The organism is Citrobacter sp. Ct235, from assembly GCF_030332305.1.
Lineage (GTDB): Bacteria > Pseudomonadota > Gammaproteobacteria > Enterobacterales > Enterobacteriaceae > Citrobacter_A > Citrobacter_A telavivensis.
In genome coordinates, this window is record NZ_JAOWIC010000048.1 from 99,572 (window position 1) to 122,628 (window position 23,057).

Below are 23,057 nucleotides of genomic sequence, written 5' to 3' on the forward strand. Positions count from 1 at the left end.
AGGCCTGATAAGCGTAGCGCCATCAGGCATCCGCTGCCGAACAAACGCCGTAACGCCGGGGTTTACTTCTCAACTGCCAGCTCGTTGAACAAATGCTGCATCAGCAGTGGAATGGGCCTGCCCGACGCCACGCTTTTCCCTCCTTCGCGCCACAATGCCGTACCGCTGACGTCGAGATGCGCCCACGGAATAGTTGCCGGACAAAAATGATGCAACAGCCAGGCCGCTGACGCGCTGATCGCGGCATTGTTCGTGGGCGTATTACAGAGATCGGCAATCGCGCTTTCGGTTTGTTTCTGCAAGCGCGCGTCCAGTGGCAGCGACCAGACTTCATCGCCACATTTTTTCCCTGCCCGGGTGAGATTATCCCGTAGCGACTCATCCTGTGTCATCAGCCCGCTCAGTTCGTATCCCAGTGCTTTCACTACCGCGCCGGTTAAGGTCGCCATATCGATGATATAACGCGCCTGCGGATGGCGTTGGCTGGTCCAGGCGATGGCGTCAGCGAGCACCAGTCGCCCTTCGGCATCGGTATTATTAATCTCCACCGTCATACCGTTGCAGGCGCGCGCCACATTGCCCGGTTGCATTGCATTCGGCCCGATGGCATTTTCAGCCAGCGCCAGTACGCCCATCATGCGCACCGGCAAATTTAACTCTGCTGCGCTAAGCAGCAGACCCAACACATTTGCCGCGCCGCACATATCGTATTTCATGGTATACATGCCTGCGCCTTCTTTCAGCCAAAGCCCTCCTGTATCGAAGGTGATGCCTTTTCCGACATAGCAGCGGACGGGGCCGTCGGCTGCGCCATCGTAATGAATGGCAACCAGACGCGGGGGGCATGCCGCGCCTTTGCCAACCGCATGTAACAATCCGAGGCCCTGCTCAACAATCTGCTGCTCATTCAGCACTTCGCAATGCAGAGTGGGGAAGGCGGCGCAAAGCGCTTGCGCCTGGTCGGCGACAAACTGTGGCGTACAGCAGTCGGATGGGGTGTCGGCAAGACGGCGGGCGGCGACCATTCCGTTGGCAATGGCCTGCTGTTGACGAAAAATTATCTCTAATGCTTCCTGCTGCCCGGGTAAACAAAGCGCGTCGATGTGGGAGAGTCGCACCGTCGCGTTGTCTGCTGTTTTCAGCTGTAGATCATTCAGGCGATAAACCTGATTGAACAGAAAACGCAGAACCTGAAGCAGCACGGCTTCGTGAATGTCGCGGATATCAATAATCACGCGGGCACTGGCCGGCGTGGCGAGCAGTGGACGCAGGGCCTTCAGTAAACCGTCAGTCAGGTTGTCCTGCCACAGCGCTGGCGGAATAAGGGTAATACGTTTGAAGGGGGCGCAGCCGAAACAGGCGTCCGCTATGTTACCCGTTGCACGCATTTCGTTTATCAGCGTGCTGTCCGGTAACGGTTGGCTTGTGGACGGAGCAATCAGGTGCGCGTTGGGTTGCGCCTCTGAAAGGGAATGAATCAACTGATAGGTAATCATTATTCTTCCTCTATTGGCGCACGGATCCGTGCCGCATAGGCCTGCATCCAGGCCTCATTGACAGGCTGGTAGTGGGTCTTTTCGTGTCGACGTTCAGCGAGATAAACGGTGAGTGGTTGGCTGGCTGTGGCAACGGTAAACGTGAAGGTTTTGATATTGGTCGCCGCGCCAAACTCTCCCCGGTTGTTCATACAAACGACAGACAAATCGCCCACCCGACCAAAGCGGGACATCAGGTTGTCCTCAAGTTCAAAAACCACCGAGTCCGCTGCCTGCTGCGGCGTCATGCCTTGCGCCATACGGCGAACGATCTCGTAACTGGTGCAGCCCTTCATCAGGTCTTCGCCGACGCCCGTGGCGGTTGCGGCACCGATTTGACTATCACAGTAGAAACCGGAGCCAATAATCGGTGAGTCCCCCAGACGACCGCGTTTTTTCATAAACAGACCGCTGGTGGAGGTCGCCACGCTCATCGAACCGTGTGCGTCCAGCCCGATGATTCCGACGGTATCGTGGCCGTCATAAGGACTCAGCCCCTTATCCAGCGTTTCGCGACAGCGTTTGCGATAGTGCTGGATGGCGCGATCGGTAAGCATGGTTTTTTCAGCAAACCCCTGGCTTAGCGCCCATTCGCGAGCACCCAGGCCAACAAGCAGGCTGTTATAGCGCTGGCGGCTCAGGGCGTGCGCTACGCGTACCGGATTCGCGATGTCCACGAGATTTCCCACGGCGCCGAACGCCAGCGTGTCGCCATCCATAAATGCGGCATCCAGTTCCACCTCACCATTTTCTGTTGGCAGCCCGCCGTAGCCAACGGACTTGTACAATGGGAAGTCCTCAACAGCGGCAACGGCATCCACCACCGCGCGGGCAGTCGGTTGTCCTGCAGACAGCGCAGAAGCGGCCTCCGTAACGCCTTCAAGCGCCATTCGCCAGGTGGCGATAATTCCCCACATGTTTTACTCCTGTTTAACGGGTGTGCTCTCGTTTTGTGTCAGTGTGGCGATTTCCGCCGCGCGGTATTGTTTATCGACAATGCGCATGAAGGGCAGATAGAGCATTGCGCCAATCAGTAAATTAATGATTTGCATGACGCTGCCGCTGAGATGGCCTGTGACGATAAAACCACTGATAACCGGCGGCAGTGTCCACGGGATGAATACCCCGGTAGTGACGGCGACAGCCCCGATTTTCATTGCGACGTACTGGATGGTGACTAACACCAGAGGCACCAGGTTGAACGGGATAAGCATGATAGGGTTCATGATAACTGGCAGACCGAACAGAATGGGTTCATTAATATTGAAAATCGATGCGCCGGCCCCCAGTCGGGCTACTTCCCGCATATTTTTACTGCGAGCAAAAATCAGCATCGCGATGACCAGCGATAAGGTTGCGCCAGCCCCGCCCATCCAGATCATGTCAAAAAACTGCTCGGTGATAATATGCGGCGGCGTAACGCCCGCCTGAATTGCGGCGATGTTATCCGTTTGGTTCTCCATCCACAATGGACGAATAATGCCATTGATCATCGACCCGGAGTTGATGCCCACCGACCATAAAATGGTGATGCTGAATACGGTCATCAACGCGCCAAAATAAGAGGTGCCATAGTGGCGAACCGGCGTTGCAACCACGTCGTAGATAAACCGGTGAATGGTCTGGTAGTGAGTATTTTCAAACAGGATGCGAATGACCAGCACCAGGATCATCACTAACAGGGCCGGGATCAGCGCGGCGAACGATTCCTGCACGGCAGGCGGAACCCCTTCGGGCATCTTGATGACCAGCTTTTTGCGTTTCAGCCAGCAGAACAATTCCGTCCACAGCAACGAGCCAATCATCGCAACGAACAGCCCTTTAGTGCCGATCCACTCCACAGGTATCACGGTGATACCGCCGTTATCCGCAACTTTGACAAACGGGGTGAGGATCAAAAAGCTGACCAGCGCCAGAATGCCGCAGGAGATACGGTCTTCACCGTAATGTTCCGCCAGACGGTAGGCAACCAGGAAACTGATAAACAGTGACATTGTTGAGAACACCGCGTTGAACGGGATCTCAATAATGCTGCTCCAGCTTTCGCCAAACGCGCCAGACATAAATTGCTGATAGGTCTGGTTCGGAAAAGAGGAGATAACCAACAGAATGGAGCCGACGATAATAAACGGCATAAAGGAAACATAGGCACCGCGGATCGCACCCAGGTGACGCTGCTGCGCCGTTTTGGCCGCAAGCGGCATCAGTTTTGCTTCAAGAAATCCCAGAACATTGTTCATTGTGAACTCCGTACAAGATCGGCTGAGGGTAGTTGTGTTATGCCAATGGATTATCAGTGAAGGATGCTGGTCGAAAGGTGAGTCTGGTCACAATGTGTTCGCTGTATGAATATAAATCTCATATGATTAGTTATCTTTGCGAAAAAGGATTTGGCGATGGAAATAAAACTGCATGCCAATGCCACCACCACACCGCGCATCCGACGTTATCTGCAGCAGTCGGATAAAAGCGACAGGGCGCTGGCCGCTGAGCTGGGGATTTCGGTCACCACGGTCAGGCGCTGGCGTCAACGAGAGCAGACGGTCGATCGGCAAACCACCCCGAAAGTGATACATAAAGCGATGAGACAGGAACAAATTGCGCTGGTTAACGGACTGCGGGATGCCACCGGCGCGCCGTTAGATGAACTTCTGTTGCTGGTCAATGAGGGACTGGGAATTCGCGTCTCCCGCGCAACGCTAAATCGTTATCTTAAACCTGCGATGGTGCAGCGTCAGGGGGCGTGTTTGCAGGGGAAAAAAGCACTGAAGGCCGGGCAATTCCCTCATTTGCTTGAGGTACGCCATCTCCCGCTGTCATTGCATATGGAGGATGGCGGGGAGCATCATCTGCTCTGGGCTCGCGAACCGGTGAGCGGCTGGTGTTATGCGCGTTTGTATGCGGGGATTTCGTCGCATCTGGTCATGAAATGGCTGGATACGCTACTGGCGGCCTGTCCTGTTGATATACAATCTATTGAGACTTTCATTACTGACGCGAATTGCGTTGGGCTGGAACAAAGGCTGATAGCGCGGGGGATAACGCACAAAATAAACCGGAACGTGCAGAATGCTGTCCAGGTCAATCTTCCGCTGGCGGCGATCGTTCCACGGGTAAAGGATGTATCGGCCAGCCGGCTGCTGATAGAGATTAGCGAAAGTTACAATACTGGCAAGGCGCAAAAAAAGCTGGGGGAGATGACGCCGCAGGCTTTTCTTGAAGCGCTACGGCGTAGTGATTAGCCGATAATGTCCAGCACCTGCTCCGGCGGACGGCCGATGCGCGCCTGGCCGTTTGCAACGACAATGGGGCGCTCCATCAGTTTCGGGTTTTCCACCATTGCCTGAATCAGTTCCTCTTCGCTCAGGCTGCTGTCTGCCAGGTTGAGTGATGCGTAGAGATCTTCTTTCCGGCGCATCAGTTCCCGGGCGCTGGACATACCCAGCATCTTCAACAGCTGACGCAGCGTTGCGGCATCTGCGGGCGTTTCCAGGTAAAGCACCACTTCCGGTTCCACCCCGTGCGATTGCAGCAGATTCAGCGTTTCGCGGCTCTTTGAGCAACGCGGGTTATGGTAGATTTTTACGGCCTTTGACATGGTAAGTCCTTATTACATTTTCGTGTACGGCTTAAAGCGTTCCTGCAACTGGCGTAACTGGTCGATGCGCGCATCGTAACGTGCCTGCTGTTGGCTACCCAGTTTCACCTGCGAACTGGCACTGCTCAGTAACGAAATGGCCTGATCGAGACGGCCCGCCAGCGCATACCCTTCCGCACGGGCGGCCAGTTCCTGATCGCGGTTAAACAGCGCCGCTTCCGCCTGCGCCAGCAGATCCCAGCCGTTGGCGTCGTCTTTGTTAGTAAACGTATAGCGGTTGAGGATGGTCGCCGCTTCTTGTGGCTGACCGCCCTGCAGCAGGGCGTTTGCAAGGTTGAGTTGCAGGACCGGGTTGACGCGCAAATCACGCGCCTTTTTCAGTCGGGCAATGGCGTCGTTGGTTTTCTTCTGTCCGAGGTCGATATCGGTTGCCAGATCCAGATACCAGGCGTTATTCGGTTCTGCAGACAGCAGCGGTTGCAGCGCTTTGCGAGCGTCGTCGTATTTACTGGCTTCCATCGCCTGTAACGCACGACCATACTGCGCCGCGCGCTGTTGTCGGACATTCCCTTTTGCCCACTCGTCCAGAATGTCGCTGGTCAGTTGGTTGCGCCCGGAATTATACATTCCCAGCGTTCGCGCTTTCGCCAGGTAGAAATCTTCAGAGGATTGCACGACCACCGGACGCATCTGGTTTGCGCGGTTGCGGGTATCCGAGAGACGGCTTTCTGGCAGGGGGTGGGTCAGCAAAATTTCAGGCGGACGAGAGGAGTAACGCGCCTGGTCGAGCAGTTTTTCCAGGAAGGTTGGCATTGCCTGCGGATCGAACCCGGAACGTTGTAAGACCTGAATGCCGATACGGTCGGCTTCCTGTTCGTTCTGCTGGGTAAAACTGATCATCCCCTGACGACTTCCCGCCAGCGTACCGGTGAGTGCGGCCATCCCGGCCTGTGGGTTAGCCATCGCTAACAGAATGGAGCCTAGTGCGCCAACCCAGGTCAGCGGTGCGTTGCGTTTCTGATCTTCCATGGCGCGCGCCAGGTGGCGCTGGGTGACGTGTGAGATTTCGTGCGCCATGACGGAGGCGAGCTGACTTTCGTTGTCGGAATAGCGAAACAGCGCGGAGTGCAGCACGACGTTACCGCCAAAAAAAGCAAAGGCGTTGATTTCATCGTTATTGATCAAAAAGAAATGGAAGGGCGTCTTAACCGAATCGGCGTGTGAAACCAGACGCATACCTAAGCTATTAATGTACTGAACCAGTAACGGATCGTTAATCAGCGGCGCGCTGCCGCGCAACTGGCGTACATAATAATCTCCCATCTGCATTTCCTGCCCGATGGAGAGCGTGCTGGCCGCCGAGGTTCCCATGTCCGGCAGGTTGTCCGCGGAGTCTGCGAACGCGGGAGCCACCTGACCCAGGGTCAGCGCGGCAATGAGGGTCGCCACCAGGTTTTTCTTGAACTGCCTGAACATAACCTCTGTCCTGTTTTCTTTGAGATAGTCATTTGACCGATGCCGGGCTGTATCGTTCCGTTTAGCCGACACAGGCAGTGTAACGGCGAAATTTGTCGATGAATACCCTGCACAAATGACTTTTCAGTTTCCAGAATCAGCAATAAAAAGCGAAGTCTTTTTTGTGACATTTCGATACAATTCGGGATCGCAATCCCGCTATTGAGGTTCAGGGAAGGTTTTATGCTCGAAATGTTGATGCAATGGTATCGCCGTCGCTTTAGCGACCCCGAGGCGATTGCCTTGCTGGTTATTCTGGTCGCCGGGTTTGGCATTCTTTTCTTTTTTAGCGGATTACTGGCGCCGCTGCTGGTCGCCATTGTGCTGGCTTATCTGCTGGAATGGCCAACGGTGCGTCTCGAAGCCATCGGCTGCTCGCGCCGCTGGGCGACCTCTCTTGTGCTGATTGTATTTGTCGGCATTCTATTGCTCATGGCCTTTGTGGTGATGCCAGTGGCATGGCAACAGGGGATCTTACTGATTCGCGACATGCCCGGCATGTTGAATAAACTATCGGATTTTGCCGCCACCCTGCCGCGTCGTTATCCGGCCTTAATGGATGCGGGCATCATCGATGCCATGGCGGAAAACATGCGCACTCGCATGCTGACGATGGGCGATTCGGTGGTGAAGTATTCGCTGGCCTCTCTGGTCGGCTTGCTGACCCTGGCAGTTTATCTGGTGCTGGTGCCGCTAATGGTGTTCTTCCTCGTCAAAGACAAAGATCAGATGCTGAACGCCGTGCGTCGCGTGCTGCCGCGCAATCGCGGCCTGGCAGGACAGGTCTGGAAGGAGATGAACCAGCAAATTACCAACTATATTCGCGGTAAAGTGCTGGAGATGATGGTGGTGGGCGTGGCCACTTGGCTTGGTTTCCTGCTGTTTGGCCTGAACTACTCGCTGCTGCTGGCTGTGTTGGTCGGGTTTTCTGTGCTCATCCCCTATATCGGCGCTTTTGTGGTGACCATCCCAGTGGTTGGCGTGGCGCTGTTCCAGTTTGGTCTGGGGACCGAATTCTGGAGTTGTTTCGCCGTCTATTTGATTATCCAGGCGCTGGACGGCAACCTGCTGGTGCCGGTGCTGTTTTCTGAAGCGGTGAATCTGCATCCGCTGGTGATTATCCTGTCGGTAGTGATCTTTGGCGGACTGTGGGGATTTTGGGGGGTTTTCTTCGCTATTCCGTTGGCGACTCTCATCAAGGCCGTTGTCCATGCCTGGCCGGATGCGCAGGTTGTTGACGAGTCGTAATGCGCTCCGGGCGAAAGATAAACGGGTGGTGCGAGATAAAAAGGCGTGCGTAAAAAGGACGTTTGAACAGGCAGCAAATTACCCGGCCTACAAACTGTAGGCCGGACAGAACGTTAGCCGTCATCCGGCAGCGCGAAAATCAGGCGTTTTCTTTCAGCCAGTTCAGCACCACATCGTGGTGATTGCTGGTTTTGAAATCATCGAAAACGTGTTCAACCTTGCCGTTCGCGTCAATCAGGAAACTGATGCGATGGATCCCGTCATAGGTTTTCCCCATAAAGGATTTCTCGCCCCAGACGCCAAACTGCTCGCAGACCTGATGATCCTCGTCGGACAGCAGGGTAAAATTAAGCAGCTCTTTTTCGGCAAAACGGGAAAGCTTTTCAGGTTTATCCGTGCTGATACCCAGCACGTCCACACCCGCTTTTTTCAGCTCATCCATGTTATCTCGCAGGCCACAGGCCTGAACGGTACAGCCTGGCGTCATGGCTTTCGGATAGAAATAGACCAGCACACGCTGTCCCTGGAAGTCGGTCAAATTTACTTGTTCCCCGTCTTGATCCGGCAAGCTAAATTTCGGTGCGATGTCACCGGCTTTCAGTGGATTCATTACTTAACTCCATCCTGTTCATCATGTTGTGAATAATTAACAACGTTAATACTGCCTTGTGCATTGAGTTCTGTACATAGTGCTTTGAAGGCCTGCTCAATATTTGCAGCATCATCTGACGCCGGACTGTGGGCGGTAATCTGGATGTATAACTGCGCCACCTTATCATTTTCAGCAGGTTGCGTGCGCGAAACCAGTTCCGCGATGTTCATACGATGGTTATCGAACAGGGCCGTAAATCGTTCAATTAAATGTGGCGAATCCGGCACATCGACCTGTACCCATACCGTTGCCGGCATTGGCGGGCGGGGATGTGCCGTCGTACGTTTCATCACAATCAGTAAATCCAGCTCTGCACCTTTCAACGGCAGGGTCGATTCGATCAGGGTGATGGCATTCCAGGTACCCGACAGCAGCATGATAAACGTAAACTCATCGCCCAACATGGCCAGGCGACTGTCTTCGATATTACAGCCGCAACTGCTGACATGGCGGGTGATCGTGTTCACAATTCCCGGGCGATCGGCACCCAGCGCAGTAATAACCAGGTAATGTTGCGATGAAGGTGTCAAACCTGTTCTTCCTTTGAGAGGTGGGGTAATCATAAGGAAAGCATAAAAAAAACCTGCATACAACAATCAGAAGGGCTCTCGTCGCTTGCTTTTATTGTCGTACCAAACGTAACATTGAGACACTTGTTTGCACAGAGGATGGCCCATGTTCACGGGAAGTATTGTCGCGCTTGTTACACCGATGGATGAAAAAGGTAATGTCTGCCGGTCAAGCCTGAAAAAACTGATTGATTATCATGTCGCCAGCGGCACCTCGGCGATCGTTTCTGTTGGCACCACCGGTGAGTCTGCCACGCTGAGTCATGACGAACATGGCGACGTGGTGATGATGACGCTGGAGCTGGCTGATGGACGTATCCCGGTGATTGCCGGAACGGGCGCAAACGCGACCGCAGAAGCCATTAGTCTGACGCAGCGTTTCAATGACAGCGGGATTGTCGGCTGTCTGACGGTGACGCCTTACTATAACCGTCCGACTCAGGAAGGTCTGTTCCAGCATTTCAAAGCCATCGCTGAACATACTGACCTGCCACAAATTCTGTATAATGTGCCATCCCGTACCGGTTGCGATATGCTGCCGGAAACCGTTGGCCGTCTGGCGGAATTAAAAAATATTGTCGCAATTAAAGAGGCGACAGGGAACTTAAGTCGGGTTCACCAGATCAAAGAGCTGGTTTCAGATGATTTTCTGCTGCTCAGCGGCGATGACGCGACCGCGATGGATTTTATGCAGTTAGGCGGTCATGGCGTGATCTCCGTGACGTCTAACGTTGCGGCGCGTGACATGGCGGAAATGTGCAAACTGGCAGCGGAAGGGCACTTTGCCGAGGCGCGTGCCATTAACCAGCGTCTGATGCCGTTACATAACAAACTGTTTGTCGAACCCAACCCTATCCCAGTGAAATGGGCATGTAAGGCGTTGGGCCTTGTGGCGACCGATACGCTGCGCTTGCCGATGACACCGATTACGGACAATGGTCGTGAAATTGTCAAAGCGGCGCTCAAGCATGCCGGTTTGCTGTAAAGTTTAGGGAGATTTGATGGCTTACTCAGTACAAAAGTCGCGCCTGGCCAGGGTTGCGGGTGTTTCGCTTGTTTTGCTGCTCGCGGCCTGTAGTTCTGACTCGCGCTACAAGCGCCAGGTGAGTGGTGATGAATCCTATCTGGAAGCCGCACCGCTTGCTGAACTTCATGCGCCTGCCGGTATGATTTTGCCGGTGACCACGAGCGACTACAACATTCCGGTCACCAACGGCAGTGGTGCGGTAGGAAAAGCGCTGGATATCCGTCCGCCGGCACAGCCGCTGGCGCTGGTCTCCGGGGCCCGGACCCAGTTTGCGGGCGATACTGCAACGCTGCTGGTGGAAAATGGGCGTGGAAATACGCTGTGGCCGCAGGTGGTCAGCGTGATTCAGTCTAAAAACTACACGATTGAAAAACGTGATGATGCCAGCCAGACGCTGACGACAGGTTGGATTGACTGGAACCGTCTGGACGAAGACGAGCAGTATCGTGGTCGTTATCAAATCTCGGTTAAACCGCAGGGCTATCAGCAGGCGGTGATGGTGAAACTGGTGAACCTTGAGCAGGCTGGTAAACCTGTTGCGGACGCCGCTTCACTGCAGCGTTACAGCACTGAGATGATGAACGTGATTTCTGCGGGGCTCGATAAGACCGCGACAGATGCCGCGAATGCCGCGCAGAACCGTTCTACCGCTACGATGGACGTGCAGAGCGCCGCCGATGACACCGGTTTACCGATGCTGGTGGTGCGTGGTCCGTTCAACGCCGTTTGGCAGCGCCTCCCGGCAGTACTGGAGAAAGTCGGTATGAAAGTGACCGACAGCACGCGTTCGCAGGGGAGCCTGGCAGTAACCTACAAACCGCTGTCCGACAGCGGCTGGCAGGAACTGGGCGCTCGCGATCCTGGGCTCTCTTCCGGTGACTACAAACTGCAGGTCGGTGATTTAGATAACCGCAGCAGCTTGCAGTTTATCGATCCGAAGGGGCATACCCTGACGCAGAGCCAGAACGACGCGCTGGTTGCTATCTTCCAGGCAGCGTTTAGCAAGTAAAAAAACAGGGCTGGAGAAATCCGGCCCTTTTTATTTCCGTGCTACGCAAACGTGTGCGTGGCATAATATTCCCCGTTTTGAATACAAATGATCACACCCAGGAGTAATGAAGATGCAAAAGCAAGCTGAGTTGTATCGTGGTAAAGCGAAGACCGTATACAGCACGGAAAACCCGGACCTGTTGGTGCTCGAATTCCGCAATGATACGTCAGCAGGGGATGGCGCACGCATTGAGCAGTTTGATCGTAAAGGCATGGTAAATAATAAGTTTAATTATTTCATCATGACCAAACTGGCCGAAGCGGGTATCCCGACGCAGATGGAGCGACTGCTTTCCGATACCGAATGTCTGGTGAAAAAGCTGGATATGGTGCCGGTCGAGTGCGTGGTGCGTAACCGTGCGGCAGGCTCTCTGGTTAAACGTCTGGGTATTGAAGAGGGCATCGAACTGAATCCGCCGTTATTCGACCTGTTCCTGAAAAACGATGCAATGCATGACCCGATGGTCAACGATTCCTACTGCGAAACCTTTGGTTGGGTGAGCAAAGAGAATCTGGCACGAATGAAAGAGCTGACCTATAAAGCGAATGACGTGCTGAAAAAACTGTTCGATGATGCGGGGCTGATCCTCGTCGACTTCAAACTGGAGTTCGGTCTGTACAAAGGCGAAGTGGTTCTCGGTGATGAATTCTCTCCGGATGGCAGCCGTCTGTGGGATAAAGAGACCCTCGAAAAAATGGACAAAGACCGTTTCCGCCAGAGCCTGGGTGGCCTGATTGAAGCCTATGAAACCGTTGCACGTCGTCTGGGTGTGAATCTCGACTAACTCGCCTTTCGGGCCGGGGAACATTCTCCGGCCTGCTCTGCGCACTTCAATCGCGCTTTCCTGTGGTAATCTTGCGCTGAACCGCCTACGATCATCATCATAACGAATATATTGTTGAGGTGAGTATGCGCTGGCAAGGGCGTCGTGAAAGTGACAATGTGGAAGACAGGCGCAGCAACTCGGGTGGCGGTCCTTCTCTGGGCGGGCCAGGGTTTCGTCTGCCGAGCGGCAAAGGCGGGATTATTCTGCTCATCGTCGTGCTGGTTGCCGGGTATTACGGTGTCGATTTAACGGGACTGATGACGGGACAACCGGTCTCACCGCAGCAGTCTTCGCGTTCCATTAGCCCGAATGAAGACGAAGCGGCAAAATTTACCTCGGTGATTCTGGCGACAACGGAAGACTCCTGGGGTCAACAGTTTGAAAAAATGGGCCGCACCTACCAACCGCCAAAACTCGTGATGTACCGTGGGGCGACGCGTACCGGTTGCGGTACCGGACAATCCATTATGGGGCCGTTTTACTGCCCGGCGGATGGCACGGTCTATATCGATCTCTCCTTCTACGATGACATGAAAGAAAAACTGGGCGCGGAGGGGGATTTCGCTCAGGGCTATGTGATTGCTCACGAAGTGGGACATCACGTCCAGAAACTGCTGGGCATCGAACCGAAAGTACGTCAGATGCAGCAGAACGCCTCGCAGGCGGAAGTCAACCAACTCTCTGTGCGTATGGAACTGCAGGCGGACTGCTTTGCTGGCGTCTGGGGTAACAGTATGCAGCAGCAGGGCGTTCTGGAGTCTGGCGATCTGGAAGAGGCGCTGAATGCCGCCGAAGCGATTGGTGACGATCGTCTCCAGCAGCAAAGTCAGGGCCGCGTCGTTCCGGACAGTTTCACCCATGGAACGTCAGAGCAGCGCTATAGCTGGTTTAAGCGCGGTTTTGATAGCGGCAACCCGGCGCAATGTAATACCTTTGGCAAAGGTTTTTAACTTCTGAGGCAGGGATGTCTGGTTATACCGCGCTGAATGCGTTAACCGCACAAATGACCCGGGAGGGGATTCGTCGTCTGCTGTTGCTGAGCGGCGAGGCGTCCTGGTGTCATGAACAGGCGCAGCGCCTGCGTGACACATTACCCGGCGACTGGCTATGGGTTTCCCCTGATGTGTCCGCTGAACCCTGCTGCACGCCGCTGGCGCTGCAAACGCTCCTGGGGCGCGAATTCCGCCATGCCATCTTCGATGCGCTGGCAGGGTTTGATGCGGCGGCCTTTGCCGCGTTAAGCGGAACGCTGCGAGCGGGCAGTTGGCTGGTGCTACTCGCGCCGCCACTGGCGCGCTGGCATCACTGTCCTGATACGGATTCGCTGCGCTGGAGCGACTGCGCGCAACCTATTGCGACCCCCCATTTTATCGATCACATCCGTCGACTCATTGCGGCGGATGAGCAGACGCTGTGCTGGCAGCAGTCTCAGCCGTTTTGTGTACCCCATTTTCCTGAACGTCCCCACTGGCAGTCCGCAACCGGTTCGCCGCTGCCTGAACAGGCGGCTATTCTGGCGCAGTTGTTACAGATGCCCGAAGGGATCGCCACGGTCACCGCCGCGCGTGGGCGCGGTAAATCGGCGCTGGCGGGGCAGTTGATTTCGCGCATCAAGGGCAGCGCTATCGTGACCGCGCCGGCAAAAGCGGCAACGGACGTGCTGGCTCAGTTTGCCGGCGGCAACTTCTGCTTTATGGCACCGGATGCGCTGCTGAGTACGGTGGTGCGCGCCGACTGGCTGGTGGTAGACGAAGCCGCGGCGATCCCCGCGCCGCTCCTTCTGCGCCTTGTTTCCCGTTTCCCGCGCACCCTGTTGACCACAACGGTACAGGGCTACGAAGGTACCGGACGCGGCTTTTTGTTGAAGTTCTGCGCCCGCTTTCCAAAACTACAGCGTTATGAACTCCGGCAACCCGTTCGCTGGGCGCAGGGCTGCCCGCTGGAGAAATGGGTCAGCGACGCGCTGGTTTTTGATGATGACCGTTTTGCGGCCACACCGCAGGGCAGCATTACGATTGCCCCTTTCGAACAGGACGCCTGGCAGACGCGGCCGGAAATGCCTCTGGCGGTCTACCGACTGCTTTCCGGGGCGCATTACCGCACCTCTCCGCTGGATCTACGCCGAATGATGGATGCGCCGGGCCAGCATTTTTTCAACGCCGCCTGTGATGGGCAAATCGTCGGGGCGCTTTGGCTGGTTGAGGAAGGCGGCCTTGCTCCCGAACTCAGCCAGGCCGTCTGGGCGGGATTTCGGCGACCTCGGGGGAATCTCGTCGCGCAGTCGCTGGCGGCGCACGGCGGCGATCCGCTGGCAGCTACCTTGACTGGTCGTCGGATCAGCCGCATCGCCGTCCATCCGGGACGTCAGCGCGAGGGTATTGGACAACAGCTGATCGCGCAGGCTCATGCGGCAAACTGTGACTACCTTTCCGTTAGCTTTGGCTATACGCCTGAGCTGTGGCGCTTCTGGCAGCGCTGCGGTTTCATCCTGGTGCGCGTAGGGAATCACAAGGAGGCCAGCAGCGGCTGCTATACCGCAATGGCACTCCTGCCGCTAAACGCGGCGGGAAGACGTCTGGCTGAATATGAGCATCACCGCTTACGTCGCGATGCCGACATTCTTGCGCGGTGGAATGGGGAGGCGATTCCGGTTGAGCCGTTGAAAACGACTACGCTTAATGAAGATGACTGGCTGACGCTGGCGGGGTTTGCCTTCGCACATCGTCCGTTGTTGACCTCGCTTGGCGGTTTGAGCCGCCTGCTGGCGACCAGCACGCTGCCGTTACCGGCGCTGCGGGGCAGCCTGCAAGCGCGGCTTAGCGATGCAGATCTCTGTCTGACGTTGCGCCTTTCAGGGCGTAAAGCACTGCTGAAGCGTCAGCGAGAAGAGGCGACGCAGGCGTTAACCGCGCTGGACCCCGAGCGGACCGATCATGACCGTAATCGCATTCTGCAATGGCAATTTTTTCACTAACTCCTTCAATTTTCTGGCATGGTCATTGCGATTGAGCAGCGTAGAATTAACGGCATCAGTTAAGGAGACCGCCATGAAACATGACCATTTTGTTGTTCAAAGTCCGACCCAACCTGCTCAACAGCTGTTGCTGCTGTTTCATGGCGTGGGCGATAACCCCGTCGCAATGGGTGAGATCGGTTCGTGGTTTGCCCCTCTCTTCCCGGACGCGCTGGTGGTCAGCATCGGTGGCGTTGAGCCGAGCGGTCCGGCATCCGGGCGTCAGTGGTTTTCAGTGCAAGGGGTGACGGAAGAGAATCGCCAGGCGCGGATTGACGCGATCATGCCGGTATTTATCGAAACGGTGCGCTACTGGCAAAAACAGAGTGGCGTAGGGGCAAATGCCACGGCGCTGATTGGTTTCTCTCAGGGGGCGATTATGGTGCTGGAGAGCATCAAAGCCGAGCCGGGCCTTGCCTCGCGGGTGATTGCGTTTAACGGACGCTATGCCAGCCTGCCGGAAACCGCGCCGACCGCCACCACTTTCCATCTGATCCACGGTGGTGAAGATCGGGTGATTGAACTTTCGCATGCGGTGGCCGCTCAGGACGCGCTGTTAAGTGTAGGCGGAGATGTCACGCTGGATATCGTGGAAGACCTCGGTCACGCGATAGACGACCGTAGCATGCAGTTTGCCCTCGATCATTTGCGCTATACCGTGCCGAAGCACTATTTTGATGAAGCGCTCAGCGGCGGTACGCCAAATGATGATGACGTGATTGAGATGATCTAAAAGACAAGGCCGGAAGGGATCCCTTCCGGCCTTTGGTTATTTCTTCGGTTGGTCTTTCTTCGGCCAATCGTCGTCGTCATCCCACTTATCGTTAAAGTCACGATGCGGAGGAAGTTCCGGCTTATTGGCGAGGAATTTTTTGTGGTCGACGCGTTTGAGATCCTTGATCACGTTCAGCAGCACACCTACCAAAAACACCAGCACCAGAATCCACCAATATTTTGCCAACCAGTCCATGCGCGTTACCTCTTGCAGGAACCTCGTCAGGCGACGAGTTGTTCCATAATACGTTGATACATACGGGCAAGTAGCTGCAGGTCGGCGGCGTTCACGCATTCATTGATTTTATGAATCGTGGCATTCACCGGACCCAGCTCCACGACCTGTGCTCCCATGCGAGCGATAAACCGTCCATCAGACGTACCGCCCGTGGTCAGCAACTGCGGTTTAATTTCATTATAGTGCTCGATGGCGTTCACGACGGCATCCACCAGCTTCCCGCGATCGGTCAGGAACGGCTGACCGGAGAGCCACCAGTCCACCGTATAGCGCAACTGATGTTTTTCGAGCAGCGCGTGCACCCGCGCTTTGATCATCTCGTCGGTCAGTTCGGTACTGAAACGGAAGTTGAACTGCACGAACAGTTCCCCGGGAATGACGTTATTGCTACCGGTGCCAGCCTGGACGTTGGCAATCTGCATGCTGGTGGCCGGGAAAAATTCATTGCCCTGATCCCACTCAATGCTTACCAGTTCGTTGAGCATCGGCGCGGCGCGGTGTACCGGGTTATCCGCCAGATGCGGATAGGCGACGTGCCCCTGCACGCCATGAATGGTCAGGTTGCAGGTCAGCGAGCCGCGACGACCGTTCTTCACCACGTCACCAACCACTTCGGTGCTTGAGGGTTCGCCGACCAGACAGTAATCCAGGCGCTCATTACGCGCCATCAGCGCGTCGACAACCTTGACGGTGCCGTTTTTTGCGCTGGCCTCTTCATCTGAGGTGATCAGAAACGCCAGACGTCCTTTGTGGTTTGGGTGCTGAGCGACAAAGCGCTCTGCCGCCACCACCATGGCCGCCAGCGAACCTTTCATATCCGCCGCGCCGCGACCGAACAACATCCCGTCGCGAATAGTTGGCTCAAAAGGCGGGTTGATCCAGCGATCGGCATCGCCCGCTGGCACAACGTCGGTGTGACCGGCAAACGCCAGCGTCTCACCCTGTCCACGCCATGCCCAAAAATTCTGAGTATCGGCAAAATCCATACGCTCAACGGTAAAACCGATCGCGCGCAGGCGTTCAATCATCAACGCCTGACATCCCGCATCATCCGGGCTCAGGGAAGGGCGGCGAATAAGCTGCTGTGTCAGCTCAATAACCGGGCACGACATAGACTACACCTCGTCAAAAAACTGCTGATAACTGGATTCACTAAAACCCAGCAGCATAGGCTTACCGGGCGCGCAGAGCAATGGGCGTTTGATGATCGCCGGCATTTCAGTCATTAATGCGGCGGCAGACGCTGCATCGGTGATGTGACTGCGCGTGGTTTCGTCCAGCTTGCGCCACGTTGTTCCACGGGTGTTGAGAAGCGACTCCCAACCTAATTCATTGATAAATGAAGTGAGAAGGGCGTTGTCCAGACCATCGACACGATAATCGTGAAAACGGTAGTCAATGCCACGCGCTTCCAGCCAGCGGCGGGCCTTTTTAATGGTGTCGCAATTTTTAATACCGTAGAGGGTAATCATTTGCATCCTTATTAACGTAAATTGACTATATAGTCATCAATATCGTTACGTCCGATAATACATTTTGTCATTTAATCGTGATCGGTAAATATAACATTGTTGAAGTAATGTGAATAATAATTCCTGAATCCGGGGAGATTTACGGCTTAATCAAAATTCGGAATTTCCCACTTGCAGCCACCTGTTTTTTAATCAAAATTGAAGGAGTACCAGATAACGTATGATTGTTTCGAATTATTGCTGTATGTCACATAAAATTTATGGGTAGCGCGCCATAGTGATGACATTACCCCACACCCCGGAGGATGTAATCACAGCAATTGGTTAATTTGTCTTCACCAGGAGATAATATTTTTGTAGAATGCCCATAATAAAAAGCAGAGGTTGTTATGATTGAACGCGAACTGGGGAACTGGAAAGATTTTATTGAAGTGATGCTTCGCAAATAAATTTCTGGAAGGATGACCAAATAACAGAACATACCGTGTGAGATTCATCACACAGGAAGGGCGACCCGTTGGCAGGTCGCCTTTTTTTATCGCTTATTCCTGGCGCGGTTTCAGCGGGAAACGGCGACGGACCAGGACGAAGAACAGTGGCACAAAATAGATAGCCAGCACCGTTGCTGAGATCATCCCGCCCATGACGCCCGTCCCGACGGCGTGTTGACCGCCGGAACCTGCCCCGTTGCTGATAGCCATCGGCAGCACGCCGAAGATAAACGCCAGCGAGGTCATCAGGATCGGACGTAAGCGCTGCCGACAGGCGTGCAGCGTCGCATCCAGAAGATCGTGTCCTTTCTCGTTCATCTCATTGGCAAATTCAACGATCAGAATGGCGTTTTTGGCGGAGAGACCAATGACCGTCAGTAGCCCGACCTGGAAATAGACATCATTTTCCAGACCGCGCATCCAGGTGGCGAGCAGCGCACCAATGACCCCCAGCGGCACCACCAGCATAACCGAGAACGGTACCGACCAGCTTTCATACAGCGCGGCCAGGCACAGGAATACCACCAGCAGTGAAATGGCATACAGGGCCGGTGCCTGCGCCCCGGAGAGCCGCTCCTGGTAGGACATGGCAGTCCATTCCAGACCAAATCCGGTTGGCAACTGACGCACCAGCGACTCCATCACATCCATCGCCGTCCCGGTGCTCACACCGGGCGCAGCTTCACCGACAATCTCGATGGCAGAATAGCCGTTGTAGCGCTCCAGGCGCGGAGAACCGGTCTCCCAGCGTGAGGTGGCGAAGGCAGAGAAAGGCACCATGCCGCCGCTGTTATTGCGCACGTACCACAGGTTGATATCATCTGGCAGCATGCGGTATTTCGCAGCAGCCTGAACGTAAACCTTCTTCACGCGGCCGCGATCCATAAAGTCGTTGACGTAGCTCGACCCCCAGGCGGTCTGCAACGTATCGTTGATATCGTCAATGGATACGCCCAGCGCCTGGGCTTTGCGCTGGTCGACATCAATTTGCAACTGTGGGCTGTCGTCCAGACCGTTGTGGCGCACACGGGTCAGGGCGCTATCCTGCGACGCCAGACGAATCAGCTGGTCGCGTGCGGCCATTAAGGCGTCATGACCGGCACCGGCGTGATCCTGCAGTTCCATGTCAAAGCCTGCGGAACTGCCGAGACCGCTGATGGCTGGCGGGCTGCTGGCGAATACGCGCGCCTCTTTGATTTTGTTAAAAGCCTTCGTCGCACGTTCGATAATGGCAAACGAGGTGCCGGTGGTGGAGTCGCGTTCGCCCCAGTCTTTCAGGCGTACGAACATACGCGCCACGTTCTGACCGTTGCCACCCGGCCCGGAACCGACTGTCGCAAACACGGACTGGACGTTATCTTTTTCGTGGGTGGAGTAATATTTCTCGACTTCCTGCACCACTTTTAAGGTTTGCTGCTGCGTAGAGCCACTCGGCAACTGAATCGACGTGGTAAACATGCCGCGGTCTTCCAGCGGCAGGAACGAGGTTGGCAGACGCAGGAACAGAACTACCATCGCGCCAAGCAGCAACACATAGATCAGGATCCAGCGCAGGCTGCGATGCAGAATTTTGGCTACGCCTTTCTCGTAACGCTCGGCGTTACGGTTGAAGGTGCGGTTAAACCAGCCGAAGAAACCGGTTTGCCCGTGATGCTCGCCTTTGTGCAGCGGTTTAAGCAAGGTGGCGCACAGGGCAGGGGTGAGGATCATCGCCACCAGCACGGAAAGCACCATTGCCGCCACAATGGTAATGGAGAACTGACGATAGATTGCCCCGGTGGTTCCGCCAAAGAAGGCCATCGGCACAAAGACGGCTGACAGCACCATCGCGATACCGACCAGCGCGCCCTGAATTTGTCCCATCGATTTTCGCGTTGCCTCGCGTGGCGTGAGACCTTCCTCACTCATAATACGCTCGACGTTTTCCACCACCACGATGGCGTCATCCACCAGCAGTCCGATCGCCAGTACCATCGCAAACATGGTCAGGGTGTTGATGCTGTAACCGAAGGCATAGAGCACCGAGAAGGTGCCCATCAGCACCACCGGTACGGCAATCGTGGGGATCAATGTGGCGCGGAAATTTTGCAGGAACAGGTACATTACGAGGAATACCAGCGCGATGGCTTCCAGCAATGTTTTCACCACGTCTTCAATGGAGGCTTTAACGAAAGAGGTGGTTTCATAGGCCACCTTGTACTCCAGACCGTGCGGGAAGTATTGCGCCAGCTCATCAAGGCGCTTAATCACCTGCGTCGCGGTGGACATTTCGTTGGCTCCCGACGCCAGTTTAACCCCAAGCCCGGACGCCGCATTGCCATTGAAGCGGCTGAGATAGTCATACTTCTCAGCCCCCATTTCGACGGTGGCGACATCGCCCAGGGTCACTTCTGAACCATCCTGATTGACGCGCAGCGTAATGGCGCGAAATTGTTCCGGCGTTTGCAGCAGCGACTGGGCGTTAATGGTGGCGTTCAGCGCCTGGGTATCAATGGAAGGGGTTCCACCCAACTGTCCGACGGCGATCTGCGCGTTTTGCGACTCAATGGCGTCAGTGACATCTTTCGCGGTCATCTGGAAACTGTTGAGCTTTGCCGGATCCAGCCAGATGCGCATGGAATATTGCGAGCCGTAGGCATCGATATCGCCGACGCCGTTCACCCGGCTGAGTGGATCCTGAATATTACTGGCAACGTAGTCCGCAATATCCTGCTTATCCATCGAACCGTCAGTGGAGACAAAGGCAATCGTCAGGATGTTGGTATCCCCGGTCTTACGTACCGTCACGCCCTGGTTCTGTACCGCCTGCGGCAGTTTACGCATCGCTGACTGCAGCTGATTCTGGACCTGCTGTACGGCTTCATCCGGATCGGTGCCGGCAACGAAGCTCAGCGTCACCGACGCTTGTCCGGTACCGCTGCTTTGCGATGACATGTACATTAGATTATCGAGGCCGGTCATGTTCTGTTCAATGACCTGGGTGACGGTGTTTTCCAGCGTTTGCGCGGAGGCGCCGGGATAGTTCGCGGTGATACGCACGTTTGGCGGCGCCAGATCCGGATATTGTTCCACCGGCAACGAGAAAATAGCCAGGGTACCTGTCAGACACAACAGGATAGCCAGCACCCAGGCAAATATGGGGCGATCGATAAAGAAATTCGCCATCAGAAAGAGGACCTCATTATTCTACATATCTTTATAGGTATGACTTGCTTCACTGTAGCGGGAAGGTACGAGCCAAACGTGGAGAAAAAAAGGAGATAATGTAAATTATCATGCCTGATTACAGCGTTTGTCAGCTTCCCGCACGCTCACGTCCGGTTTTGTGCGAATTTATGTCAGATGACTCGCGTCCTCTTCTGATTCCGTCGAGCGAAAGCTAATGCTCACTAACGTCCCGCCGCCGGAAGGCTGCGAGAAACTTAATGTACCGCCAAGACGTTCCGCACGCTCGCGCATAATGTTCAGGCCATAATGCCCCGCTGGTTCGTTAGGCTCGCCGATGCCCACTCCGTTATCACGGATATACACCGTGTGATTACCATCAGGCGCCGTCACACAGCTGACGGCAATCTCACTGGCATTGGCGTGCTTCATCGCGTTGAGCACCGCTTCACGGATAATCTGCAATAAATGGACCTGCATCTGCGCGTCGAGAGCCAGCGTCGGCAGGCGGCAGTCCAGAGAGAGTTTAGCCGCAGTCTGCCCCTGCAGCGCTTCGAGCATCTCATGCAGGGCAGAAGGTAAATCAGCCTGCTGTAACGTCAGGCGGAAGGTGGTCAGCAGTTCTCGCAACTGACGATAGGCATCGTTCAGCGCCCGCGAGAAATCATCCATAATGGCCTGCGCCGGGGCGTTATCTTCCGGAATGGCGCGTTTGAGCAGCGTCAACTGAATGCGCAGATACGAGAGCACCTGCGCCAGCGAATCATGCAGCTCGCGGGCAATGGTGGCGCGTTCCTCCATCAGCAACAGTTGCTGGAAGTGTTTCTGCGCGTGGTTGAAGTACAGACCGCGGCCCAGCATTGTCGATACGCTATTTAACAGCGGGATCGCGCTGGCGACATGCTGACTTTGCCAGTGCAGCTCGCCGTAGACCGTCTCCTGCATGGTTACCGGCAGGATTTGCATGGGCAGGTTGGTCTGTTTTTCGCCCTCGCTGATGCGCCAGTTTTCGCCGACGGTAAGTTCGAGGAATTGCGCCGCTTCGTTATCACGGACAATCTGCAAAATATGACGGAAGCAGTGCACATCAATCTGACTGGTATTCAGCGCCTGAGAGCACTGGTACAGCACTTCCAGACGACGTTTGGCTTCATGGAGATCGTGGGTCTTTTCTTCGACCGTTGCTTCCAGCGAGCGATACAGCTTGTGCAGTTCGCTCGACATCTGATTAAAGGTTTTCGCCAGCAGCCCCAGTTCATTGGGGAGGTGCGTGTCCAGCGGCGGTGAGTCAAACTGACCGTGTTCAATGCGCTGACTGGCCATTACCAACTGATTAAGCGGGCGCACAACCTGATGACGAATACGTCGCAGGGTGAAGAAGACGAGGGTAAAGATCCCGAAACCGCCCGCCAGCGAGATCCCCACCACCAGCATCACTTTACGTTCGGCATAGTGTTGCAATGCCAGCACGAAGAGATCGATCTTATCGACGTAGGCGTTAATGTTGTCCTGATACCACTGCAGGTCGCCATCGATCAGGCGGTTGTTCATTTCCAGCCAGTTGGCATGCAGTTGCGCGTAGCGTCCTTTCACCGCCTGAGGCACATACCAGGCATTCAAATTGTTTAATGCCGGTGAGTTTAATGCCTGCTGAAAGAGTTGACGATGGGCGTTTAACTGCGGGCTTTGGCTTTGCAGATCGTACCCCAGACGATAGCTCTGCATGCGCAAAGACCCCGCCACGTTAATGGCCTCGGCATCCCGCAAGCTGCTTGCCAGCGTCAGTAGCGCAACGCCGGTCGAGAGAATCGAGAGCAGGACAATGTAAAAAAAGGCCCGGGCCAGACTGGCCGAGACAGGGCGTTTGACGATCACACGCGTAA

General features: G+C 55.2%; 21 protein-coding genes. 9 read left to right on the plus strand and 12 right to left on the minus strand.

Annotated features, from left to right (window positions below; all coding sequences use genetic code 11):
• Positions 1-62: 62 nt before the first annotated feature.
• The 3 genes from OGY35_RS15890 to celB are packed head-to-tail and all read right to left on the minus strand — an operon-like array spanning position 63 to position 3,775.
• Entirely contained in the window at positions 63-1,496 is a 1,434-nt protein-coding gene (locus OGY35_RS15890; protein ID WP_286632770.1) for a leucyl aminopeptidase family protein, read from the minus strand.
• Positions 1,496-2,452 carry a glycosylasparaginase gene (locus OGY35_RS15895; RefSeq protein ID WP_286632771.1) on the minus strand — a complete coding sequence of 319 codons (957 nt, stop codon included), beginning with the start codon at positions 2,450-2,452 and terminating at the stop codon, positions 1,496-1,498. The genes OGY35_RS15890 and OGY35_RS15895 overlap by 1 nt, the downstream gene beginning before the upstream one ends.
• A 3-nt stretch (positions 2,453-2,455) precedes the next feature.
• On the minus strand, positions 2,456-3,775 hold the full coding sequence (celB, locus tag OGY35_RS15900; RefSeq protein WP_286632772.1) for a PTS cellobiose transporter subunit IIC: 1,320 nt from the start codon (positions 3,773-3,775) through the stop codon (positions 2,456-2,458).
• 156 nt (positions 3,776-3,931) lie between these two features.
• Here celB and OGY35_RS15905 point away from each other — a divergent pair, with 156 nt between their 5' ends.
• Positions 3,932-4,777, plus strand: a complete 846-nt coding sequence (locus tag OGY35_RS15905; RefSeq protein ID WP_286632774.1) for an XRE family transcriptional regulator — start codon at positions 3,932-3,934, stop codon at positions 4,775-4,777.
• On the opposite strand, the gene arsC is transcribed toward OGY35_RS15905, so the two are convergent.
• Entirely contained in the window at positions 4,774-5,133 is a 360-nt protein-coding gene (gene arsC / locus OGY35_RS15910) for an arsenate reductase (glutaredoxin) (protein WP_094465615.1), read from the minus strand. The genes OGY35_RS15905 and arsC overlap by 4 nt on opposite strands.
• Positions 5,134-5,145: 12 nt before the next feature.
• Positions 5,146-6,609, minus strand: a complete 1,464-nt coding sequence (gene bepA / locus OGY35_RS15915; protein WP_286632775.1) for a beta-barrel assembly-enhancing protease — start codon at positions 6,607-6,609, stop codon at positions 5,146-5,148.
• Between the two features lie 222 nt (positions 6,610-6,831).
• On the opposite strand from bepA, the gene OGY35_RS15920 reads away from it, so the two are divergent.
• A complete protein-coding gene (locus OGY35_RS15920) occupies positions 6,832-7,896 on the plus strand; it encodes an AI-2E family transporter (protein WP_152402997.1) in 1,065 nt (354 codons plus the stop codon).
• Between the two features lie 139 nt (positions 7,897-8,035).
• Here OGY35_RS15920 and bcp read toward each other — a convergent pair whose 3' ends face one another.
• Both bcp and OGY35_RS15930 read right to left on the minus strand, forming a co-directional pair.
• Entirely contained in the window at positions 8,036-8,506 is a 471-nt protein-coding gene (gene bcp / locus OGY35_RS15925) for a thioredoxin-dependent thiol peroxidase (RefSeq protein ID WP_046484951.1), read from the minus strand.
• A complete protein-coding gene (locus OGY35_RS15930) occupies positions 8,506-9,078 on the minus strand; it encodes a glycine cleavage system transcriptional repressor (protein WP_199800599.1) in 573 nt (190 codons plus the stop codon). The genes bcp and OGY35_RS15930 overlap by 1 nt, the downstream gene beginning before the upstream one ends.
• Before the next feature lie 145 nt (positions 9,079-9,223).
• On the opposite strand from OGY35_RS15930, the gene dapA reads away from it, so the two are divergent.
• The 6 genes from dapA (at position 9,224) to ypfH (ending at position 15,767) form a co-directional block, all read left to right on the plus strand.
• Entirely contained in the window at positions 9,224-10,102 is an 879-nt protein-coding gene (gene dapA, locus OGY35_RS15935) for a 4-hydroxy-tetrahydrodipicolinate synthase (RefSeq protein ID WP_042317631.1), read from the plus strand.
• Positions 10,103-10,118: 16 nt separating this feature from the next.
• Positions 10,119-11,153, plus strand: a complete 1,035-nt coding sequence (gene bamC, locus OGY35_RS15940) for an outer membrane protein assembly factor BamC (protein WP_042317632.1) — start codon at positions 10,119-10,121, stop codon at positions 11,151-11,153.
• Positions 11,154-11,265: 112 nt separating this feature from the next.
• Positions 11,266-11,979, plus strand: a complete 714-nt coding sequence (gene purC, locus OGY35_RS15945) for a phosphoribosylaminoimidazolesuccinocarboxamide synthase (protein WP_152403001.1) — start codon at positions 11,266-11,268, stop codon at positions 11,977-11,979.
• A 125-nt stretch (positions 11,980-12,104) separates the two neighbouring features.
• Positions 12,105-12,971: a KPN_02809 family neutral zinc metallopeptidase gene (gene ypfJ, locus OGY35_RS15950; RefSeq protein WP_152403003.1), complete on the plus strand. Its 867-nt coding sequence runs from the start codon at positions 12,105-12,107 to the stop codon at positions 12,969-12,971.
• Positions 12,972-12,985: 14 nt separating this feature from the next.
• Positions 12,986-14,995 (plus strand): tRNA(Met) cytidine acetyltransferase TmcA, encoded by a 2,010-nt coding sequence (locus OGY35_RS15955; RefSeq protein ID WP_286632776.1) that lies wholly within the window; start codon positions 12,986-12,988, stop codon positions 14,993-14,995.
• Between the two features lie 73 nt (positions 14,996-15,068).
• Positions 15,069-15,767, plus strand: a complete 699-nt coding sequence (gene ypfH, locus OGY35_RS15960; RefSeq protein ID WP_286632777.1) for an esterase — start codon at positions 15,069-15,071, stop codon at positions 15,765-15,767.
• A 36-nt stretch (positions 15,768-15,803) separates the two neighbouring features.
• On the opposite strand, the gene OGY35_RS15965 is transcribed toward ypfH, so the two are convergent.
• The 3 genes from OGY35_RS15965 to OGY35_RS15975 are packed head-to-tail and all read right to left on the minus strand — an operon-like array spanning position 15,804 to position 17,518.
• Positions 15,804-16,004 carry a YpfN family protein gene (locus OGY35_RS15965; protein ID WP_012906607.1) on the minus strand — a complete coding sequence of 67 codons (201 nt, stop codon included), beginning with the start codon at positions 16,002-16,004 and terminating at the stop codon, positions 15,804-15,806.
• A 26-nt stretch (positions 16,005-16,030) separates the two neighbouring features.
• Positions 16,031-17,158, minus strand: a complete 1,128-nt coding sequence (gene dapE / locus OGY35_RS15970) for a succinyl-diaminopimelate desuccinylase (protein WP_152403009.1) — start codon at positions 17,156-17,158, stop codon at positions 16,031-16,033.
• Between the two features lie 3 nt (positions 17,159-17,161).
• Positions 17,162-17,518, minus strand: a complete 357-nt coding sequence (locus OGY35_RS15975) for an ArsC family reductase (RefSeq protein WP_286632778.1) — start codon at positions 17,516-17,518, stop codon at positions 17,162-17,164.
• Positions 17,519-17,907: 389 nt separating this feature from the next.
• Here OGY35_RS15975 and ypfM point away from each other — a divergent pair, with 389 nt between their 5' ends.
• Complete coding sequence (ypfM, locus tag OGY35_RS15980; RefSeq protein WP_001386977.1) at positions 17,908-17,967, plus strand: protein YpfM; 60 nt, start codon at positions 17,908-17,910, stop codon at positions 17,965-17,967.
• Between the two features lie 93 nt (positions 17,968-18,060).
• On the opposite strand, the gene acrD is transcribed toward ypfM, so the two are convergent.
• Both acrD and narQ read right to left on the minus strand, forming a co-directional pair.
• Complete coding sequence (acrD, locus tag OGY35_RS15985) at positions 18,061-21,174, minus strand: multidrug efflux RND transporter permease AcrD (RefSeq protein ID WP_286632779.1); 3,114 nt, start codon at positions 21,172-21,174, stop codon at positions 18,061-18,063.
• Between the two features lie 168 nt (positions 21,175-21,342).
• Positions 21,343-23,049, minus strand: coding sequence for a nitrate/nitrite two-component system sensor histidine kinase NarQ (narQ, locus tag OGY35_RS15990; RefSeq protein WP_178825459.1), 1,707 nt, complete (start codon positions 23,047-23,049; stop codon positions 21,343-21,345).
• Between the last annotated feature and the right edge of the window lie 8 nt (positions 23,050-23,057).

Excerpts from the sequence above, each read along its gene's own strand:
- bamC (WP_042317632.1), top strand. The coding sequence starts at position 10,119 with ATGGCTTACTCAGTACAAAAGTCGCGCCTGGCCAGGGTTGCGGGTGTT.
- dapE (WP_152403009.1), bottom strand. The coding sequence starts at position 17,158 with ATGTCGTGCCCGGTTATTGAGCTGACACAGCAGCTTATTCGCCGCCCT.
- bepA (WP_286632775.1), bottom strand. The coding sequence starts at position 6,609 with ATGTTCAGGCAGTTCAAGAAAAACCTGGTGGCGACCCTCATTGCCGCG.
- OGY35_RS15905 (WP_286632774.1), top strand. The coding sequence starts at position 3,932 with ATGGAAATAAAACTGCATGCCAATGCCACCACCACACCGCGCATCCGA.
- OGY35_RS15965 (WP_012906607.1), bottom strand. The coding sequence starts at position 16,004 with ATGGACTGGTTGGCAAAATATTGGTGGATTCTGGTGCTGGTGTTTTTG.
- arsC (WP_094465615.1), bottom strand. The coding sequence starts at position 5,133 with ATGTCAAAGGCCGTAAAAATCTACCATAACCCGCGTTGCTCAAAGAGC.
- celB (WP_286632772.1), bottom strand. The coding sequence starts at position 3,775 with ATGAACAATGTTCTGGGATTTCTTGAAGCAAAACTGATGCCGCTTGCG.
- ypfH (WP_286632777.1), top strand. The coding sequence starts at position 15,069 with ATGAAACATGACCATTTTGTTGTTCAAAGTCCGACCCAACCTGCTCAA.
- OGY35_RS15895 (WP_286632771.1), bottom strand. The coding sequence starts at position 2,452 with ATGTGGGGAATTATCGCCACCTGGCGAATGGCGCTTGAAGGCGTTACG.
- OGY35_RS15890 (WP_286632770.1), bottom strand. The coding sequence starts at position 1,496 with ATGATTACCTATCAGTTGATTCATTCCCTTTCAGAGGCGCAACCCAAC.
- OGY35_RS15920 (WP_152402997.1), top strand. The coding sequence starts at position 6,832 with ATGCTCGAAATGTTGATGCAATGGTATCGCCGTCGCTTTAGCGACCCC.
- purC (WP_152403001.1), top strand. The coding sequence starts at position 11,266 with ATGCAAAAGCAAGCTGAGTTGTATCGTGGTAAAGCGAAGACCGTATAC.
- ypfJ (WP_152403003.1), top strand. The coding sequence starts at position 12,105 with ATGCGCTGGCAAGGGCGTCGTGAAAGTGACAATGTGGAAGACAGGCGC.
- OGY35_RS15975 (WP_286632778.1), bottom strand. The coding sequence starts at position 17,518 with ATGATTACCCTCTACGGTATTAAAAATTGCGACACCATTAAAAAGGCC.
- bcp (WP_046484951.1), bottom strand. The coding sequence starts at position 8,506 with ATGAATCCACTGAAAGCCGGTGACATCGCACCGAAATTTAGCTTGCCG.
- acrD (WP_286632779.1), bottom strand. The coding sequence starts at position 21,174 with ATGGCGAATTTCTTTATCGATCGCCCCATATTTGCCTGGGTGCTGGCT.
- dapA (WP_042317631.1), top strand. The coding sequence starts at position 9,224 with ATGTTCACGGGAAGTATTGTCGCGCTTGTTACACCGATGGATGAAAAA.
- OGY35_RS15955 (WP_286632776.1), top strand. The coding sequence starts at position 12,986 with ATGTCTGGTTATACCGCGCTGAATGCGTTAACCGCACAAATGACCCGG.